Consider the following 19,738-nt stretch of genomic DNA (forward strand, 5'->3'; position numbering starts at 1 on the left):
CTTCATTGTCACCTGTTTTCGCAAACTGATAAATCGATCATAATTGCCTTATGCAGCCTTCACTGTGTAATTAAATGAACCTGAGTATTCGGCACTGGTTGGCAGAACGCCATATCGCAATCAATCAAATCAAAGGTTTTTCTGAGGGGCAATTAGCAGGTATTGCCTACCATATTGTTCAGGATATGGAAGTCAAAAGCCTAATGCCTTTTAATATCTGTACCTTAGTAGAGGTTTTAGAACTGCCTTTAAGTATTGTTTGGGAAGAAATCAGTGTCATTTCCCAGTTGACAGAAAAACTGTTACGTAGCCTTAGCCAAAAAAAACCATTAAAACGTAACGAAGGCACATGGTTAGCGTTTCAAATTGCCTATCTCCAGGCTTTACAAGCAATTTTAGAGCAGGAAGCAAGCCTACAAAAACCGTGGTTAGACCGGGCAATTATACCCATACAACCACACATCCTTAAAGAGGACGTTGGTAAATTCATCCTCCAAGAACCGCAACTACAAGGATTGCTGAAAACTCTCAGCCCAGGTAAATTGACTGATACTCAAGCTGAACAAGCACTGTCTTCGGTTGCAGATTCATTACTGGTGCAACAAATAAATAACGTTACTATAGCTTGGTTAGTTGCCAATGGTGCAGAGGAACCGGAAGCGAAACTTATAACACAGCGTTTGGTCAACTCACTTCCTGGTGACATACTGGTAGTCGTCACTGAGAATGCTGCACCTTTAGCCCAACTGCAAAAATTTTTCCGTTTGGGGATTTCGTTATCTCGCAGTTTCATTACCCCAGAAGTTGGTTCTACAGTCGGTGAGAAAATTGATTTGCACCGAGAACATTACCGTGCAAGCTTGATTAAAAACCTCAGTATACCTTTGCTAATGGAATCCTTTGCTCTTAAGGATATCTATGTGCCACAAAAAGGCTTACCAATAGAGGAAAATATTTCTGAGCAAGATAAAAAAGCTGTTAAACCAGTTGATTTAAAAACATGGGTACAGCAACAGCTAACTGATTTAGAAACGATCGCTGTCATTGAGTCAGAACCTGGTTATGGAAAAACTAGTTTTTGCCAACTTTGGGCAGCCCAGGTAGCACAGGAATTGTACCCTACTTGGATGCCTATAGTAATTAGGTTGCGAAATGTAAAATACGGTAAAACTTTAATTGAAACTCTAAATTCTGCCTTTGGTGTTAATCTTTCAACTTGGTTAGAGCAAGAAAATCTTCCTTGTCTGTTGCTGCTGGATGGTTTGGATGAATTGCCCCATTCTGCTCAGGGTATCAGGGCACAAGCAATTTTTATTCAGCAATTATTGAACTTTCAATCTCAGCAGCGACACAAAATTGTGTTAACGAGTCGGTCAAAGACGTTACCAGAAATCATTTCCGAACTACCCCTATTGTTGTTGAGGCGAATTATTATTCAGCCATTGGATGTGGACGAACTCAAACAATGGTTTCAACAGTGGGCAAAAGTGCAATCATTACCCATTACTCAAAATTTCTTTACATTTCTAAAACAAGCAGGGTTATTTACCAGCCAATCAAAGTTAAGAGAATTATCTGCCCTTGTCCGTCAACCCCTAATGCTGCATTTGTTGGGCATCTTGCACCGCGAAGGATTGCTAGATGATGAACTGTTGCAGTTAGCTGCTAATACCCAAAAGTCTTTTCTGTTATCAGAAATTCATCATCGGCTGAGTCGATGGTTGTTGGGTTATCCGCTAAGTGGTGGGATCAAAACAATGCTACTGCGTTCGGGTACGGCTCATATCCACCGGACTCCAGAAGCGATCGCTAATTTACTCGCCGATCGTCATCCCCAAAATTTACTTGAGCAGATGCAAGCGATCGCTCTCAAAATTTTACACTCCCAACGTCATCAAATTAATCTAGCTGGTGAATTTAATACTTTACCAGCGTTTTATTTTAAAATTTGGGATGTAGAAAGCTCAGGCGAAAGCGCAACGAAAAGTAGTTTAATTGAGTTTTCGCATCTCAAGTTAGGAGAATCTCTTTGTGCAGATGCGATTGCTGCCCAACTTAAACTTCTGACTCAGTACCAAGATGAAGCTTATGGTACGCCCACTTTTGTACTTGATTCTCCTAGTAGCGTAGCCCAGAATATTTATAATTTACTAGGTTACGGGATACTTAGCCAAGAAATTGAAGAACTAGCGATCGCCGGATTGCGTCGCCAACAAAAGCACAAATTTTCGTTTGAAGTTTTGTTTCAACGTCTTTTATCTTTCTGGCGTGCTTACTGTCAAGGACGTTGGTTAGATGAGGGGATAGCCCACAACGCTTTGACTAATTTTCACGCACTGCAAAACCTTGTCAATGTTGAACAAGTGAACGCTGCGGTGGGACTGAATCTATTTTTATTGCTTTGTGCTTGCTACCGAGAAACAAAAGTTCCTTTTTGGCCTTGTGGGAATCCAGTCAATTTGACAGAGTTCAATCCAGAGGTGCTGAGTGTGCTAATTGCTAGGACAACGATTTTACATAAAAGTGCCTTTGCAACCCGAATTAAGTCTCTGTCTGGACTCAATTTATCGGGAGCCTCTTTATCGCAAGTGATATTAACTGGGGTAAATCTTGAGCAAACAAATTTATCTAATGCGGAGTTAACAGGGGCGAATTTGGCTGGAGCTAATTTGCAACAGGCGAACCTCACAGGTGCAAACTTACAACACGCAAACCTTGCAGGTGCGAATCTACAACAGGCAAATCTCACAGGCGCAAACTTGCAACAGGCAAACCTTATGGGGACAAATCTTAATTCTGCCGATCTCACCAACGCTTGCTTATTTGACGCCATCCTTGCTGCAACTGACAAAAAATTGGCCGCTGATAATGGTGCTTTATTATCTAAAGAGTTGTTTCAAAAACTGAAACATTTGCGATTGCAGCAACCCTTCTTAAACACCGTGAAAATCACGCCAAACACAAATGTTAATTGGAACAAAACCCCTGCGATCGGACTAATTGAAAGCTGTGAAGGCGCAATTTTGTCAGTAGATTTAGATGATGATGATGCCGATGATGAAACAGTTTTTGGCAATAATTCGATTGGGGAATAGGGCATTGGGCACGGGGAAGAGGTGGAAAGGGGCACAGAGGCAGAGGAGAAAACTTACTGCAACTTCTCCCCTGCTCCCCAATCCCCTAGCCCTCCTGCGGATTGCGGTAGCCAAAAAAGTTAATACTGTACTCAGTAATCCGCACTCCTGTTTCTTCTTCAATTTTGCGGATCAAATCTTCTGGTAGTTCCACATGAACATCAAGAATTTGATTTGTATCCACACAGTTGATATGACTGTGAGAGTCACTAATGTTGCCGTACAAACGCCCATCACAGCGTTCAATACACTCAATGATGCCTTGACTGGATAATGCTTCTAAATTTTGATAAACAGAGGTATGACCGATCTCTTTACCTTGGTGGTTCAAGCGATCGTAAATCTCTCTTGCAGCAAGATGTTCATTTGCTTGCCAAAGTAATTCCAGAATAAAACGACGCTGACGACTAACGCGCATACCCAAGATTTGACAGCGCTCAAGCGCATCTTCTAAGGAACGAATTGGTTTTGTAGTAATTGTTTGATTTTGCATATTACAGCTTGTTAACTGTTGGGGGAATTTTCCGATCTAAATGTTTATTGGTTATTTAATATATGCAATGATATTGCACACCGCTGTTTTACCTGCACTTATGTTTTGGCTTTTGATGCTGCAAAAGTGACAGGTGGCGATAATGATTTTTTTGCTTCTTGACGGCTACTTTGTCAGACCTTAATCTAAAACAAACTCATTACAACTTTAACTTAAAATTGCTGTAAATGTCCACCTTGGGGCAGGCGTTGCCTTTTCCAAGTAGGATAATTCTAATGACATACCATGTTAATCGTGTAGTAATTTTTTAGTTAAATGCAAGTATTTATCGTAATTAGAAAGTAACATTTAAGTTTAGCAAAATCCGGTGTACGTGAGTGGCGATGGACAGCAACTCATATCAAGACTAGGAACTAGATGTATATTTGTTATAACCAGTGAAAACTAAGCAAAAGTATCAAATAAGTTTGAGAAGGTTAGACTTGTGTATAAACCTTGTATAGGTCAGCAAAAAAGTTTCATACCAATTCGCTATAAAGATGCATTAATATCTATTAAACGAACTGCCCTTTGTCTCCCCTCCCCACAAGCGGGGAGGGGAGACAAAGGAGTGGGGTGCAATGACTGTGGGAATCACAACTAATTATGCGGACATGATATAGGAGGTAGTTGCCGTTGGCAACTATTTCTTATCCCCTCAAGTATTTATGAAAAACTTTGCACTCTGTTTCGATTAATGCTGCTGTAGTAGCAATCCTTCATCAGCATCCAACGCTGCTAGGGGATTTTCTGTATCTATCGACGAAACTTGTGCTTCTAGCTTGTTACAACATTCACGCACTAAACGCAAACCGTCATCTAATGGAAGTTGAGCAGTTGTTGGGGTAAACTCTTGCAATATCCCAGCTTCTACCGTCTGATAGCGATCGAGGTGTTTGCTCACTTTCGCCAGAAAATTTGCTCCTTCGCCACCCGGAGCGCTTGCAAACTGCAAAATTGAATTCACATAAGCCTTAACTTTGGGGTTTTTAACTCCCTCTGTAGCCGAGGTATAGAGCAATTCCCCTGATAGATATTCAAAATCTGGTACATACAGGCGATCGCCAACTAGTTCAAATATCTGCATTTCTTTCGCTGGTCTTACTGTTAACTTCTCACGCCTGACTCGATCAGCCGCCTTCTCAAGCAGTGTAATTACAGCTAAAATTACTAAAGGATAGTTACTATCTATACATCTAATTTCTACTGTGCCGAGATTGTTGAGTCTAACTGGATTCCAAGCTGACTTGAGTAAGCTGACTCCTGCTTCTTTGAACAGGTTCGGTTCAATTCCAGCTTTTTCCATTGCTTGCAACCAAGTATAATAACGAGCAAATTGCTGTTCAACTAAACCCTCCACACTCAATGCATAAGGCATGAGTCCGCCGACTGGCTGTAAATCAGTGTAAACTCCTTCCCAGCCAAAGGTTTCACTACCTCGATAACGAGTTGTGTGCGCGGCTAGTCCGATCGCCTGTCCTTCATAAAAGGGACACGCCCGTGTCAGAGAAATGAGTGCTGAGTCGCAAGCTGTAGCTAAATTATAGATATTTAGTAGTTCTTCTCGCTCTTTTGATGTCGAGTTGTAGGATACTGCAACATCAGGGTCAATTACCCCAGGCGGGACTTCCAAATGCAGGTGTGTACCTGTACATTTGCCGGCGTGTAAAAATTTCTCATAGCCGACAGTCCGCGCTTGGATATGGTAATTAGGCTGATCGCGCATAACTGGTGTAATGTGCAAAGGGTAGCTAGACAGAGGGTAAAGTCGTAAACCCATCTGTTGCGCCACAGAAAGCGCCAATTTGAGATTTTTGAGATAAACTCTTGCTAGTTCTGTACCAGTGTCGGCAGGAGGTGTGTTAATTTCTACCATGCTTTTGACGAACTCTGGCACAAAGTACTTTGGGTTTAAACTTTGTGTTTGCGCCATTAAGTGACAACCTTCCAAAAACTCATCGGCGCGCTCGCTCAGATAACCAGTCTCATCTACCAGAAAAAATTCTTGCTCAAGACCAATACGACGCTTTAATACATTCATCTAGACCTCCACAAGAGCATAATATTTTACCTGCTGCCATCACGCATCATTATGCATGGCGAATGCTCCCAAGGGACTTCCAATTTAAAAAATATCCCATTGCTTTGAGGGCAGGGGCAGGGGGCAGGGGGCAGGGGGCAGGGGGCAGGGGGCAGGGGGCAGGGGGCAGGGGGAGGGAAAGTCGTTTTGATGGGCGTGAAATTGGATAATTTATTTTCTGGAGTTCCCCAAACGATTTTCCTAAGTGGAAAACTGTGTATCATTACTTCCGGCAATGGCAAAAAGATGAAAAATGGCAAGAAATTTATGAGCGGTTACGTTTGTAGTTAAGGGTAAGCCAAAACCGAGAAGCATCCCCAGCGAGGCAATTATGCACAGCCAAAGGGTTGAGACTGCTAACTTTGGTTTGTGCAACTAAAGGTCAATCTAGCGTCAATCCCTGAAAGCTGCTACTGTAGATTGTCGATCCTACAGTTGAGCATCAAGAAAGTGGCTGCTGAATCAATGACAATCGCGATCGCACTCAATAATGACTTCATTAACAATCTGGATCTGTCCCCTGCATCAACGGTGATTGAAAAACTGCTGCAAGATGGGGTTGCATCCCACGAACAGCAGCTACGCTTTGATGTCAATTACAATCTCGAACCTGGCGACCCACGGGAACTCTCAGAAATTCCAGAGGTGCGGCTGTGGTTTGTGCGTCTAGATGCCAAATATCCCTGGTTGCCATTTTTACTAGATTGGAAAGCTGGGGAATTTGCCCGTTATGCTGCAATGCTTGTACCACACCAGTTCAGTCCCCAAGAAGGTATTCAGTATAATCCCGAAGCCTTAGAGATATTTTTGATGCACAAAATCTTTACTTTAGGTGACTGGCTCAAACAACAGGACATCCCTAGCCTCTCGCGACTAAAATCTATGGCGCAAATTCTAGGTTATGAATTAGATGATGCTTTTTTTGAAATATTTTAAATAGCTAATAGGTCATGGAAGAGTTTTGAGAAAATTTTCTTCGTTTTAGTGGACTGTGTGAGGCTATTCTTCTTATATGCAATATCATTCAGTTAAGCCCTAAATCCTCTGTAGAGAAGCGTTAGCGCCTAGACACGAAGTATAATTTCGCGCCTCTATTTGCCGAAATCAATACCAAAAACTTAACTGAATCGTATTGATGCATATAGCAGTCCTAAATCATTTGTGAAAATAAATTAACCGCAGAGGCGCAGAGAACGCAGAGAGAGGAATCGGAGATTTTCACGACTCATTTAGGATTGCTATAGTATATTTTGCGATATTTAAAACGTCCTCTAAGGATGAAAGTTTTATCTATCTAAAAAGATATTTTTTAAATTAACTATAGCAAATATGCTGAGGATAGAAACCTGTTTATTATACAGGAAAGATAGCAATTTATATTTTATACTTGTTCAGTAGAGCGCTTTCAGTAGTTCGCAATATGCTGAAAGAGCAATTTTGTAATCCAACAAGCTTGAGAAAATGAGGGTTTTGGAATGAAAAATTTAGTCCCTGAGCGTGCAACATCTGAAGAAGAACGTTTCCAAGATGATTATTATTCTTACTTTGAATCCCCGGAAAATGTCACCCGATATACACCTACAGGTGGTTTTTTAAGTAACGCTTTTCCAGAAAATTCATTCTCTTTATTAGATTTAGGATGCGGTAATGGGGCTTTAAGCAAATATCTTCCGGCTCGATGTGACTATCTAGGAGTCGATCACAGTGAATTAGCTATTGAACAATGTTTAAAACTCTACCCAAATAGAAAGTTTGTTACCAAAGATTTATCGCTTTTCCTATCTGAACTTGTTGAAGATAATCAAAAATTTGATGCAGTCGTCCTAGCGGGTTTGTTATTTCACAGTATTAACAAAGATACCCAAGAGAAAAAAGACGATCAAGAAATTATTCAATTTTGCCTGAATAAAATACTAAACGACAAAGGATATCTTGTTCTCATTGTACCTTTTTGCTACGGCGATCATCCATCTCATACTTTGTTTGTTCGAGCAGAGTGGCTACAAAAGTCAATAGAAAAAATGCTAGAAATTGCTAATGCAAAAATTGTTCATGAGAATATATCTTTACAAATTGGTTTGGAAAAGAGGGTTCGACAGCAGAAAGCGACTCCTGACTGGTTTATTTCCGATAGTAATACTGATTATCCCAGTATCTTTGTGGGAACATATATGGCAAGCTGGACATTTATTGCTTGCCTCTAATTAATACCATTTTGGATTTTAGATGGGGAATTTGACCTCGATCTGTAGAGATGCAAAATTGTACTTCATCTTGCTGGGCTAACGCATATCTAAAGATTTTGGGTTTAACTGAACGGTATTGGGCTAGGTGGGAGAGGTTCATTGAACTCACGTTAAGTTAAGAGATTCCCAATTAAAAAATCAAATTTTTTAGAGTGTATTAGTGATGGGTAGTATCATTTCACGAAATATCTGATACAGATAAATAGGTAGGGGCGTACATCTGTCATACGTGTCAACTTAAGCCGAAAACTATATCAGACAGGCGTTTTGTAAATCCCTCACGCCCTCATCCCCTAACCCCTTCTCCCTTGGGAGAAGGGGAATTGAATGTCTAGCTCCCCTCTCTCTTGGGAGAGGGGCTGGGGGTGAGGGCAAAATGTTTTCACCAAGCGGGTTTAGCGTTAAGTTGACACCTATGTACATCTGTATGCCCCTACAGCCAATATGTTGCAAAGATTTTTGGAAATGGTATAACGCACTAGAATAGGTCGATTTGTCTAAATAAAAACTGAAAGCCGTTCCCTACTTGTGACAACGGCTGAATGATAAATTATAGAGCTTTTCATTTGTATGCAATATACATTCACCTCTCTCCTGTAAAGAGAGAGGTTTTGAGACTTACTCTCTGTTCTAGGTATCTAAGTTTGGGAAAACTACTGGTTTAGCCACCCCAAATTTTCTCTAAAACTGTGTTTGGTGAAATATCCGCTGTTTTTCCCGTGAGAGATTTAATAGCCAGGAATTTATCGTTTTTCGGCAACAACTTAGCTGGATCGCTGGGGCCAAATACGGCAATGGTATAGGTTTGAACTGCAACACTCAGTTGTAGTGCCGCGCTATCAGTAGATAACATCAAATTTGCTCCAGCAATTATGGCAGTTAACTTACCAATATCATCTGGGGCAGTCACCTTGATATCTGGAGAAGACTCCAGAAGCGATCGCACCAACAGCTCATCATCAAGTCCCTTAATAACCACCACAGGTAGATCGGGCTGTTTTTGTTGGAAGGCTTGAATAATTTGCTGCCAATTCTCGACAGGGTAGATTTTATCTAGTTCTTTAGCCTGTAATAACTGGCCAGAACTGCCATGAATCAAGATATAGCCTGTTTCATGAACCCCTAAACGTTTTTGTTCCTTTTGTGCCCACTCAATATCTGGTTTTGGTACATTTACTGCTAACTCTGGGACAGGACTATTTATTTCCAACGGTTGCAGCAAGTCGTGATATACTGCCGCCGCATACTGAGATGGTTTGAACGGCACAGCATGGGTAAGAAAACCCGATCCTTTGCCTTGATAGCCAATGCGTATAGGAATTCCCGTCAACCAGAGTAAAAGACCCACCAACCAATTTTGCTTAACAGCAATGGCAACATCGTATTCGCGATCGCGAATTGTCCCCACTAAGTTACCCCAATCCGCCAGACTATTACGGTCATTAAAATCAAAGTTCAGTACCTCGTGAACTGACTTGCTCACTCGGTAGGCAGCCTTTGACCGGGGTTCAACAACGACATCTATCTGAGCGTTAGGGTAATGGCGCTTCAGGTCATCTAGAGTCGGAAAGAAGAGAATTTGGTCGCCAATTCCGCCAGGTACAAGGGCTACTACTCGCATAATATTTATTGACGCTTACTCGCTCCCTATTTTAGGGGAAAATATATAGCTTAAAGATTGAGGAATTCTGTGTATTTACTAATTCCAGCTGCGGGAATCGGAAAAAGAATGGGTAGTAACCGCAATAAACTCCTGCTACTCGTGCGATCGCAACCAATTATTGCTTGGACTTTATTAGCCGCAGAAGCCGCCAGTACAATCAGTTGGATCGGGATTATTTCTCAGTCTACTGATTGGCCAGAGTTCAAAGCAATTATCGCCGATCTAAAGCTGACTAAACCAGTGGAATTGATTCAAGGCGGCTCCACCCGCCAAGAATCTGTTTACAATGGCTTGCAATCTCTGCCAATAGCCGCAAAACAAGTGTTGATTCACGATGGTGCTAGATGCCTGGCCACACCAGATTTATTTAACTCTTGTGCCGAGGCCATTCACCACTGTCCCGGTTTAATTGCTGGTGTACCCGTCAAAGACACCATCAAAGTTGTCAACGAACAAGGCATAATTCAAGATACACCCGACAGACGACAACTATGGGCGGCACAAACTCCCCAAGGATTTGATGTCAAGTTGTTGAAACAGTGCCATGCTGAAGGAGTCCGTCAAGGTTGGGAAGTAACAGACGATGCTGCTTTATTTGAAAAGTGCGGCATCGAAGTCCGAATTGTCAAGGGAGAGGAGACAAATTTAAAACTGACCACTCCACAAGATTTAGCGATCGCAGAATTTATTCTTACAAATAGAGGCTTTTGAGAGAGTCAGGACTTACGCACAGGTCACGGAAAATCAAACCACAGAGAACGCAGAGAACACAGAGGAATAAGAGTTAGAGAGGTTTTTTGCGTAAGTCCTAAGAGTGAAGAAGGGAATATGGTAAAGATTATTCCCTGTCACCTGTCACCTCTTTCCTAATCCCAATGCCAAATTTGAAAGTTTTAAAAAATACTTTGACAATTTACGATATAATGCCACACACTTGTTGATTATTAGTTGTCATGTACTAATGACCAATGACTAATGACCAATGACTAACGACTAATGACTAAATGATTACAGCCACAGCGACGAAGATAGAAGCAATTCTCTATTTAAAAGGTAAACCCTTGTCGCTCGGCGAAATCGCCGAGTATGCAGCGTGCGATCGCGCCACTGTCAAAGAAGGCATAATTGAACTTATGGACAACTATGCCCACCGAGATAGCGCTCTAGAGGTAATAGAAACCCCAGATGGTTACAGTTTGCAACTCCGGTCTGACTTTCACGATTTGGTGCAAACGATGATACCAGTAGAATTGGGTGTAGGTGCATTGCGAACTTTGGCAGCGATCGCCCTTAATAGTCCCATACTCCAAAGCGACTTGATTAACCTGCGCGGTTCGGGAGTATATCAGCACGTTCCAGAACTTGTTGAACTTGGTTTCATCCGCAAACGCCGAGACAGCGATTCTCGCTCCTACTCGCTCCAAGTAACACCGAAATTTCATCAGTATTTCCAAATCGAACAACTTCCGCAAATACTTTCTATCAGTCAAAAGGAAGAACAACTAGAACTAGAACTAGAACTAAAGGGAGTAGGGAGTGGGGACTAGGGACTGGAGACTAGGGACTAGGAAAATTCCCCAATTCCTAATCCCCAATCCCCAATCCCCAATACCAATGACTTATACCTGTGGTGAATGCGCTACCCTTGTACTATGGTTTAGAGTAGAGTTAGCAATTAAGCTAAATAAAACTGCCAATGGTGTTTAATCCTGACTTTTTGAATGACAACTCCGAGGAACACCCTAATCAACTTCTTTCCGACCACTCTGAGGAATACCCTAATCAGTTACTCAAATATCTACAGCATCAGTCTCCTGATGTTTTAGCTAGGATTGCTCAGTCCGCCAGCCCCGAAATTAAACAAATCATCTCGCAAAATGTCCAAGGGCTAGTGGGGATGCTCCCGGCAGAAAATTTCAACGTGCAAATCACAACAGATCGCGAGAATTTAGCTGGACTTCTAGCCTCAGCCATGATGACGGGGTATTTTCTGCGCCAGATGGAACAAAGAATGCAGTTAGAGCATTTGTCTAATGGTCAATAATTAATAGTCAGTAATCAAACATTCTGGGACTATTGACCAAATAATGACTAATTCGTAATTCGTAATTAAAAAAGGTATAGTAGCCGACACTGAATTAAAATTTAGTGGTCAACAAGATATTTATGGAAAGTTAAATCTTCCACTGATAGCACAGCCTTAGCGAGTTCGCATTCGCTTTTAGCGTCTCGTAGAGAGTATCTTGTAAGCACGAATTACGAATTACGAATTATTTTGACTACTTCCTTTCAGGATAAGCTCCTGATTGGACTTTAAAAGTTTGAATTTTACCGCTGCGGTTGACTTCGATAGCTATTATGTCTCCAACTTTGCTTGACTCTACCAGCCTTTGAACTTGGGCTGAAGTTTTGACCGATTTACCATTAAATTTTTGAATCACGTCTCCAGGAAGCAGTCCTCCACGCTTGGCCGGGGAATCATCTGTGACTCCTTTAATCACAATTCCAGCATCCTGCTGAATGTTCAGTTGATTTTCTTGATTAATCTGCTGCTTTCTGATGGGAGAAAGGTCTGCCATTTCAATACCCAAGAAAGGATGTTCCACACGCCCTTTAGTAAAAAGTTCATTGGCGATGCGGGCGGCGGTTTCAATGGGGATGGCAAAACCGAGTCCTTGAGCATCAGCGCGGATGGCAGTGTTAATACCAATCACTTCGCCTTGGGCGTTTAATAAGGGGCCACCAGAATTCCCAGGATTAATTGCGGCATCAGTTTGGATAAAGCTGACTCGCTTATCTGGGACACCAACTTGAGTGCTGGTGCGATCGGTAGCGCTGATGATACCAATAGTAACAGTATTATCTAAACCCAGAGGATTGCCAATAGCGATCGCCCATTCTCCTGGGATCAGGTTTTGCGAATTGCCCAGTTTTACCGTCGGCAAATCATTCGCTTTTATTTTCACCACCGCCACATCTGTCACAGAATCAACTCCTACCACCTTCCCCTGTAGACTTCGACCATCCTTGAGGGTAACTTGTACTGTATCTGTATCTGCCACTACATGAGCGTTGGTGAGTAATTCTCCATCTTCGCTCAAAATAAATCCCGATCCTGTACCGCGCTCAATGCGTTCTTGAGGAATTGGTTGGTCATCCTCCCCAAAGAATCGCCGCAATATGGGATTTTTCAAAGCGTCAGAGATGGGATTGGCTACTTTACGAGTGGCATTAATTCGCACTACAGCCGGGCCAACTTTTTGCACTGCCGTCGCAATAAAATTCACGTTATCGCCACCAGTAGCCCCAATAGCTCCGTTAGCAGAATTCGGAACTACGGATTCTGGCGGTGAAGCCATTGTGACATTTTTTAATTGTTGGAACGAGCGATTTTGTGGAATGAGATAGCGACTGCCAAACCAACCTGCACTACCGCCAATTACCAGTAAAAACACATAAACCGCCAATTGCTTTAAGGATAACTTCATAATTGTTTTGCTCAAGAACAGCAATGCAGTTGCTAATTTCTAAGTGTAGTCAAGCTAACGGCAAGTGGACAGATCAATTTACGAGAAATTAGTCATTAGTCATTGGTCATTGGTCATTAGTCATTGGTCATTAGTCATTAGTCATTGAGCATTAGTTATTTCTTCCCCTGCTCCCTTTGCTCCCCACTTCCCACACTCTCCATCTAAAATCTAAAGTTAATGCGCTCTTGACCTGTGTACATGACTTTACCCTTTCGTCAACTGTTTCTCTGTAGCTTAGTTAGCGCCTTGGGCCTAGTAAGCATACTGCCATACTCAAACAGTGCTAAGGCTGCTGTGGGTGGTTGCTCAACTCCAGCCCTATCTCGATTCCAACGCCATAAAGTTGTTCGTGGCGAAACTTTGGAGAGCATAGCGCAGCGCTACAATCTCATTCCGACAACTATTATTGGCATGAATCCAGCTTTGCAGAATGGTGCAGCTGCCGCCGTTGGTAGTGTGCTTCAGATTCCTCCCTACAATGGGATTGTAGTCGAAGTGCCTCGCGGTCAAACTTGGCGACAAGTGGCGGCACAATACAAAGTTCGTGCTGATAGCCTGTTTGAGGTAAATGGCTGCCAACAAAACCCCAGAATCGTGTTTGTTCCGGGGGTAAATTGGTCGCCCAATGGTGTTGTAACTAAGTCCCCTTTGCCTACTGATGCAGGTACACCAAACCGTGCATCCTTGTCTGGATATCCCTTAGCACAAGTGGCAACTGTAGGATTAGCTTATGGCTGGCAAATTAATCCTGCGACAGGTGAAGTTTTCTTTCACAGTGGTGTTGACTTATTAGCACCAGTTGGTACTAATGTGCTGGCGATCGCACCTGGAACTGTAGCCTTTGCTAGCGATCAAGGTTCTTATGGCAAATTGGTCATTATTAACCACAGTGGCGGACTCCAAAGCCGCTACGCCCAGCTTGACAGTATCAAAGTTACTGTCGGTCAACAAGTGAAAAAAGGAGACTTACTAGGAACAGTAGGTACTAGTGGAAAACCAACATCCACTCAACCGCATCTCCATTTTGAAGTACGTTCTAGCTCATCTCTGGGTTGGGTAGCGCAAGATCCAAAGGGTTATTTGAAGAAATGAGGTTTGTTTTTAAACGCAGAGGAACGCAGAGGGAAGCGCAAAGAAACGCAAAGGAAATCTCTGTGTTCCTCTGCGAAACCTTTGCGAAACCTTTGCGAAACCTTTGCGATCCTTTGCGTTAAAAAAATGCTATGGATTCGCTAGATTTTACGATGTGCATTCCTGCCTCTGCAAACCTTGTAAATGCTGCATCTGCCTGTTCTGTGTAGTCTACAACATCGGGAACGACAACGGGAGAAGTGCAATCTTCTAGTAGATATATTTTTTTCGCAAGGCTAGCATCTACCTGTTTAATTTCTGTTAATAAATCGTCAATTGTCCAGGCGACGCAATGACTTTTAGCTTGACCACCAATAATAACAGTATCAAATTCTAAAAGTTGCTTAATCAAACGCGCGTTTTTTTGACCAAGTGGACGTTGCTCAAAATCTTCTAACACCTCTGGACGTAAGATTGAATAGTTTTCTGTTAAGGGGTTTTCACCTTTGATTTCAAATTGTGTCTGACTCTGACGCGCAATGCCGTGGAAAAATATCGCTTCTTCTACTGATGAAACTAGAGCATGACCAATACCACCCAACATAGAATGATAAGGCCAAACAGTCAGGGGATATTTACCGTCTTGAGTGAGTTTTTTAAGGTAATGGTAAGCGTGTTTTTCTAATAATTCATAATCTCCATTAGTAACACTGTTAGCAACTGCTGGGTTAACTTTCCAGATACCTTGTTCAATATCTGCTGGTGTGATGCTAGTTGCTGCTGGAGTGGGATGTTCTCCCGCTGCGTTCACCCAAAAGATTGGATGGAAAATTTGCGTTGCAGTGTGAGTATCTAGAGTTGGTACAATTTTCGTAATTATTCCCAAGTTTCGATAAATAAACTCAGATAATCTGACGTTATCATCCACCGCTGCATTACCGGATTTTCCACCTACAAATAATTCAAAGCCGGGGATGCAGAAGGTGTTTTGGACATCAATTAATAGTAGGCAAATACGAGTTTTATCTAAAGATGCTGGTTTTATGTCGTGTTGTTTTGCCCAGATTTCAGCTTCAGCGGCACGTTCTTGGTAAGGTACACGCCAGACTTTGCCCACTTCTTCAGGGTTAAAGTGTGGGGGAATTAGTTGTTGGGGTGTTATTTGGGTGTTCATAATTACAGCCGCTTTTATTCTGTAATAACATCTATGATTTCAATCCCCAAATTTTCTCAAGTCTAAACTCAATAGTATATTTGTATTACAAAAATATAAATTTAGCGATCGCTCTTATCCCTCTTTTATCACTTTGGGGAAAGAAAAATAAATGTAGGTTGGGTTGAACAAAGTGAAACCCAACTTTTCTAAGGTCTTTGGGTGTTGGGTTTCGTTCCTCAACCCAACCTACGTCTAAATTGATAAAAGTCATGAGAAATAAGGGTTTTAGATTTTTCTCTACCAATAGTGATTAAAGAGGGATTACAGATATTGCAGGTTAGGTCATATAATCAGAAACTAGTGGTAGTATTTATAACTCAGTCATAAGGCGTCGCTTCCTTAAGCTTTCTTGTGGAACCTGCGCGATCGCACTCAAGCTACTCACTTAAAAAGATTTTTAAGTAATATATTTTTACAAATGAGCAAAACTCTTCAATTGCTCTTTATTTCTTTGTCTGTGTTATTTTCCATTTTTTTCTATCCTAATCGTCCAAAAGAGCCACCACCTGTGGCAATCTGGGAAACAGAGATTTATCAAATCTGATATTTTAACGACAACAAATTTACCTAATCAGGTTATGCAAACCCTGCCCATAATAGATACTTCAAACACTACATCTAGTCAACCTACCTTTGATACAACTATCAAGCGGCGTAGAACCCGCCCTGTAAAGGTGGGAAATGTCACCATTGGCGGTGGCTACCCCGTTGTAGTACAGTCAATGATTAACGAAGACACTCTTGATATTGATGGTTCCGTAGCTGCTATTCGTCGTCTGCACGAAATTGGCTGTGAAATTGTCCGCGTCACAGTGCCGAGTATGGCTCATGCTAAAGCTTTAGGGGAAATTAAACAAAAATTAATTAAAACTTACCAAGATGTTCCAGTTGTGGCTGATGTCCATCACAATGGGCTGAAAATCGCTGTGGAAGTCGCCAAGCACATAGAAAAAGTACGGATTAATCCGGGCTTGTATGTGTTTGAAAAGCCAAACATCAATCGAACTGAATATACTAAAAGCGAATTTGACGAAATTGGCGAAAAAATCCGCGAAACCTTAGAACCTCTAGTAATTTCTTTGCGCGATCAAGGGAAATCGATGCGAATTGGGGTAAATCACGGTTCTCTCGCAGAGAGGATGCTATTTACTTACGGTGACACCCCCGAAGGAATGGTGGAATCTGCCATAGAATTCATTCGCATCTGTGAATCTTTGGATTTCCACAACCTGATAATTTCCATGAAAGCCTCAAGAGTACCGGTGATGATAGCCGCCTATCGCCTCATTGCCAAGCGCATGGATGAACTGGGTATGGATTACCCGTTACATTTAGGCGTTACGGAAGCCGGTGATGGCGAATACGGGCGAATTAAATCCACGGCTGGTATTGCTACCTTACTTGCTGATGGCATTGGTGATACAATCCGCGTCTCACTCACAGAAGCACCAGAAAAAGAAATCCCTGTCTGCTACAGCATTCTCCAAGCTTTGGGATTGCGAAAAACGATGGTGGAATACGTCGCTTGTCCTTCCTGTGGACGCACTTTGTTTAATCTAGAGGAAGTGCTGCACAAAGTCCGAGAAGCTACTAAACATTTAACTGGTCTAGACATTGCAGTTATGGGTTGTATTGTCAACGGCCCTGGAGAAATGGCAGATGCTGACTATGGCTATGTTGGCAAAACACCTGGTTATATTTCTTTGTATCGTGGTCGAGAAGAAATTAAAAAAGTCCCAGAAGATAAGGGCGTAGAGGAATTAATTAACCTCATTAAAGCAGATGAACGCTGGGTAGAACCTTAAAGGGAGCAGGGGAGCAGGGGAGCAGGGGAAAATTGAAGTTGCAATAAGTTTTTCCCCTCTGCCCCTCTGCACCTCTGCCTCTTGTGCCCTATGCCCCATCCCCAAAAACTTTATATCTTTTAACCACCAAGGTCGTCTGATTGTCAAGTATTTTGTTTAAATTAAGAATACATACTTGGTCTGTAAGTGGTAGCCTGTGTTAGATTGAGCATACTGACTATAAATTTTCCCTCTGACGCAGCTGTCATTATGGTGATTACAAAAAGTAGGCTTGTTTTGGGTGCTACGGCAGTTACACTCTCCACGATCGCTGTTACTAGCCTTGGCATTCACTCACGAGGTCAGGCTTTATTTAAAGCAAGTCCTAAAGAATTAGTAGATGAAGTTTGGCAAATTGTTCAGCGCCAATATGTAGACGGTACTTTTAATCAGGTAGATTGGCAAGCTGTTCGTAAGGAATACTTAAGCAAGTCCTACAGTAATCCGCAGGATGCGTATAAGTCCATTCGGGAAATGCTGAAAAAGCTAGAAGATCCCTACACCAGGTTTATGGACCCAGAGGAATTCAAGAATATGCAAGTGGATACCTCTGGAGAATTGACAGGGATTGGGATCACGATTAGTCAAGATGAAAAAACCAAGCAATTGGTTGTAATTGCGCCAATCGAAGATACACCAGCCTTTAAAGCTGGTGTTTTGGCAAAAGATATCATCCTCAAAATTAACGGCAAAGATACCAAGGGGATGGATACCAATCAGGCAGTATCCTTGATTAGGGGTGAGGCAGGAACGCAAGTCAGCTTGACTATTGGGCGCGACAGTCAGATAAAACAATTTGATATTACACGGGCGCGAATTGAAATCCATCCAGTTAAGTTTTCTGAAAAGAAAACCCCAGCAGGCAATCTTGGTTACATTCGCTTGAATCAGTTCAGCGCCAATGCTGGTAAAGAAATGCAAACCGCTATCAAAAATTTAGAAAACAAAAAGGTAGCTGGATATATTCTCGATCTGCGTGGTAATCCAGGCGGCTTACTCTTCTCCAGCGTGGATATTGCTCGGATGTGGATAGATAAAGGTAAGATTGTCTCCACTGTTGAACGCCAAGGAGAGGCAGAAAAAGAAGAAGCAAACGGACGAGCCTTGACAACTAAACCATTGGTGGTGTTGGTAGATAAAGGTTCAGCTAGTGCCAGTGAAATCCTTTCAGGGGCTTTGCAGGATAATAAGCGTGCTACTTTGGTCGGTACTCAAACCTTTGGTAAGGGACTAGTGCAATCGGTGCGTCCCCTGGAAGATGGTTCAGGATTGGCGGTGACAATTGCTCATTACTATACCCCCAATGGTACAGATATCAATCACAAAGGCATTTCACCAGATGTGAAGGTGGATTTGACCAAGAAACAGATGGAGGATTTGTGGCTCCATGAACGTGACAAACTAGCTACTTTAGCAGACCCTCAATTTGCTAAAGCGGTGGAAGTGATAGGTAAAAAAATTGCTGTTAAGGGTACACCTACAGCAGAAAAATGAAGAGTTAGGAATAAAGTTAGGAGTGAATAGTGAGGAGTTAAGAATAAAGTCCGTCACTGTCAACTACCTAACTTTTAACTTAAACTGGTTGGCACTTCCCAGCCCTAATAAGTCCAATACGCCGAGCGATCGCTTCTTCTTGCGAACTAAAAGGCCCCCACTGTTCTATAATTTCTAAATTATCGTCGCCAACTTGGTCGCTGGGGATAATTTCACAATTTCCAGCAGAACGCTTGACAATATACCAAGTTTGTGAGTCGTTCATATTTTAAATAAAAATCTTGTTTTTATAAGGAAAATGCTGAAAACCCCTGAGAAACAGCAACGCAGTTGCGTTTTTCGTACTTTAGGCAGGGGATGAAAGCTTATTGACACTATGCGGGTGTTCTGACTTAATCTTTTTGATGTGCTATATACTCTATTACATTTTTTGTAGAAATATTCCCAGCAGTAGAAACAAAATAACTGGGTGTCCATAGAGTTGGAAGTTTAAGTAATTCTGGAAACTCTTTTCTTAAATGATGAGAAGCCCGTCCTTTAATCCTGTTCATGATTTGTGATGGGTTGTCTGTTGGCTTTACGTTCAAAAATAAATGAATATTAGCTGGGCAAAATGAAGGAATAGAGCTATAAATTACGCCAGATGGTAGTATAGCACCATGAATAAGGTAAACTATGCAGCAATGAGTGACCAAGAGCTAAAGAGTTACTTTATTACCCACAAGGATGACAAGGAAGCCTTTTATGCTTACATGGATAGACGAAAATCTCGTCATCGTGATGCTGCAATAAAATTAGATGATCCGGCTTGGCAAGAAAAGATAATAGCTGTGATTCAGAAACAATTAGGTTCTCATTGATAACTTAATAATTTCATATTCTTAATCGAGGTGGACAAAATTTTTGTAATCACCTCGATTTCTCACAG

General features: G+C 41.9%; 17 protein-coding genes and 1 pseudogene. 10 read left to right on the top strand and 8 right to left on the bottom strand.

The features are described from left to right. Positions 1 to 74: 74 nt before the first annotated feature. Complete coding sequence (locus V7K41_RS16160) at positions 75 to 3,095, top strand: pentapeptide repeat-containing protein (RefSeq protein WP_334849702.1); 3,021 nt, start codon at positions 75 to 77, stop codon at positions 3,093 to 3,095. Positions 3,096 to 3,180: 85 nt separating this feature from the next. On the opposite strand, the gene V7K41_RS16165 is transcribed toward V7K41_RS16160, so the two are convergent. Next, on the bottom strand, positions 3,181 to 3,627 hold the full coding sequence (locus tag V7K41_RS16165) for a Fur family transcriptional regulator (RefSeq protein ID WP_334849704.1): 447 nt from the start codon (positions 3,625 to 3,627) through the stop codon (positions 3,181 to 3,183). A gap of 733 nt (positions 3,628 to 4,360) precedes the next feature. Further along, on the bottom strand, positions 4,361 to 5,707 hold the full coding sequence (locus tag V7K41_RS16170) for a glutamate-cysteine ligase family protein (protein WP_334849706.1): 1,347 nt from the start codon (positions 5,705 to 5,707) through the stop codon (positions 4,361 to 4,363). Positions 5,708 to 6,211: 504 nt separating this feature from the next. Here V7K41_RS16170 and V7K41_RS16175 point away from each other — a divergent pair. Beyond that, entirely contained in the window at positions 6,212 to 6,682 is a 471-nt protein-coding gene (locus V7K41_RS16175) for a CRR6 family NdhI maturation factor (RefSeq protein WP_334849784.1), read from the top strand. A gap of 539 nt (positions 6,683 to 7,221) precedes the next feature. Continuing rightward, entirely contained in the window at positions 7,222 to 7,950 is a 729-nt protein-coding gene (locus V7K41_RS16180; protein WP_334849707.1) for a class I SAM-dependent methyltransferase, read from the top strand. 703 nt (positions 7,951 to 8,653) lie between these two features. Here V7K41_RS16180 and V7K41_RS16185 read toward each other — a convergent pair. Further along, entirely contained in the window at positions 8,654 to 9,613 is a 960-nt protein-coding gene (locus tag V7K41_RS16185) for a glycosyltransferase family 9 protein (RefSeq protein ID WP_334849709.1), read from the bottom strand. A 69-nt stretch (positions 9,614 to 9,682) separates the two neighbouring features. Here V7K41_RS16185 and ispD point away from each other — a divergent pair, with 69 nt between their 5' ends. The 3 genes from ispD to V7K41_RS16200 all read left to right on the top strand — a co-directional run bounded on the left by ispD (position 9,683) and on the right by V7K41_RS16200 (position 11,699). After that, complete coding sequence (gene ispD, locus V7K41_RS16190; protein ID WP_334849710.1) at positions 9,683 to 10,366, top strand: 2-C-methyl-D-erythritol 4-phosphate cytidylyltransferase; 684 nt, start codon at positions 9,683 to 9,685, stop codon at positions 10,364 to 10,366. Positions 10,367 to 10,659: 293 nt separating this feature from the next. Next, the gene (gene scpB, locus V7K41_RS16195) at positions 10,660 to 11,202 is read left to right on the top strand and encodes an SMC-Scp complex subunit ScpB (RefSeq protein ID WP_334849712.1); all 543 of its coding nucleotides are present in this window, start codon (positions 10,660 to 10,662) and stop codon (positions 11,200 to 11,202) included. A 149-nt stretch (positions 11,203 to 11,351) separates the two neighbouring features. Further along, positions 11,352 to 11,699 carry a DUF760 domain-containing protein gene (locus tag V7K41_RS16200; RefSeq protein ID WP_104908394.1) on the top strand — a complete coding sequence of 116 codons (348 nt, stop codon included), beginning with the start codon at positions 11,352 to 11,354 and terminating at the stop codon, positions 11,697 to 11,699. Between the two features lie 235 nt (positions 11,700 to 11,934). On the opposite strand, the gene V7K41_RS16205 is transcribed toward V7K41_RS16200, so the two are convergent. Further along, entirely contained in the window at positions 11,935 to 13,143 is a 1,209-nt protein-coding gene (locus V7K41_RS16205; RefSeq protein WP_334849714.1) for an HhoA/HhoB/HtrA family serine endopeptidase, read from the bottom strand. Positions 13,144 to 13,383: 240 nt separating this feature from the next. Here V7K41_RS16205 and V7K41_RS16210 point away from each other — a divergent pair, with 240 nt between their 5' ends. Beyond that, positions 13,384 to 14,277: a LysM peptidoglycan-binding domain-containing M23 family metallopeptidase gene (locus V7K41_RS16210; RefSeq protein WP_334849716.1), complete on the top strand. Its 894-nt coding sequence runs from the start codon at positions 13,384 to 13,386 to the stop codon at positions 14,275 to 14,277. A 118-nt stretch (positions 14,278 to 14,395) separates the two neighbouring features. Here V7K41_RS16210 and V7K41_RS16215 read toward each other — a convergent pair whose 3' ends face one another. Further along, complete coding sequence (locus V7K41_RS16215) at positions 14,396 to 15,430, bottom strand: isochorismatase (RefSeq protein ID WP_334849717.1); 1,035 nt, start codon at positions 15,428 to 15,430, stop codon at positions 14,396 to 14,398. A gap of 85 nt (positions 15,431 to 15,515) precedes the next feature. Beyond that, on the bottom strand, positions 15,516 to 15,683 hold the full coding sequence (locus V7K41_RS16220; RefSeq protein ID WP_334849719.1) for a hypothetical protein: 168 nt from the start codon (positions 15,681 to 15,683) through the stop codon (positions 15,516 to 15,518). Positions 15,684 to 16,050: 367 nt separating this feature from the next. Here V7K41_RS16220 and ispG point away from each other — a divergent pair, with 367 nt between their 5' ends. Together ispG and ctpC are read left to right on the top strand one after the other, a co-directional pair. After that, the gene (ispG, locus tag V7K41_RS16225) at positions 16,051 to 17,277 is read left to right on the top strand and encodes a (E)-4-hydroxy-3-methylbut-2-enyl-diphosphate synthase (protein WP_334849721.1); all 1,227 of its coding nucleotides are present in this window, start codon (positions 16,051 to 16,053) and stop codon (positions 17,275 to 17,277) included. A 249-nt stretch (positions 17,278 to 17,526) separates the two neighbouring features. Continuing rightward, positions 17,527 to 18,810, top strand: coding sequence for a carboxyl-terminal processing protease CtpC (gene ctpC / locus V7K41_RS16230; RefSeq protein ID WP_334849723.1), 1,284 nt, complete (start codon positions 17,527 to 17,529; stop codon positions 18,808 to 18,810). A 79-nt stretch (positions 18,811 to 18,889) separates the two neighbouring features. On the opposite strand, the gene V7K41_RS16235 is transcribed toward ctpC, so the two are convergent. Further along, positions 18,890 to 19,075, bottom strand: coding sequence for a DDE transposase family protein (locus V7K41_RS16235; protein WP_334849724.1), 186 nt, complete (start codon positions 19,073 to 19,075; stop codon positions 18,890 to 18,892). 127 nt (positions 19,076 to 19,202) lie between these two features. After that, positions 19,203 to 19,418 (bottom strand): annotated as a pseudogene (gene tnpA / locus V7K41_RS16240) (IS200/IS605 family transposase); the annotation flags it as partial. Between the two features lie 51 nt (positions 19,419 to 19,469). On the opposite strand from tnpA, the gene V7K41_RS16245 reads away from it, so the two are divergent. Beyond that, on the top strand, positions 19,470 to 19,670 hold the full coding sequence (locus tag V7K41_RS16245; RefSeq protein WP_334849726.1) for a DUF6887 family protein: 201 nt from the start codon (positions 19,470 to 19,472) through the stop codon (positions 19,668 to 19,670). Positions 19,671 to 19,738 lie beyond the last annotated feature (68 nt).

It is taken from the genome of Nostoc sp., from assembly GCF_036917415.1.
Taxonomy (GTDB): domain Bacteria; phylum Cyanobacteriota; class Cyanobacteriia; order Cyanobacteriales; family Nostocaceae; genus Nostoc.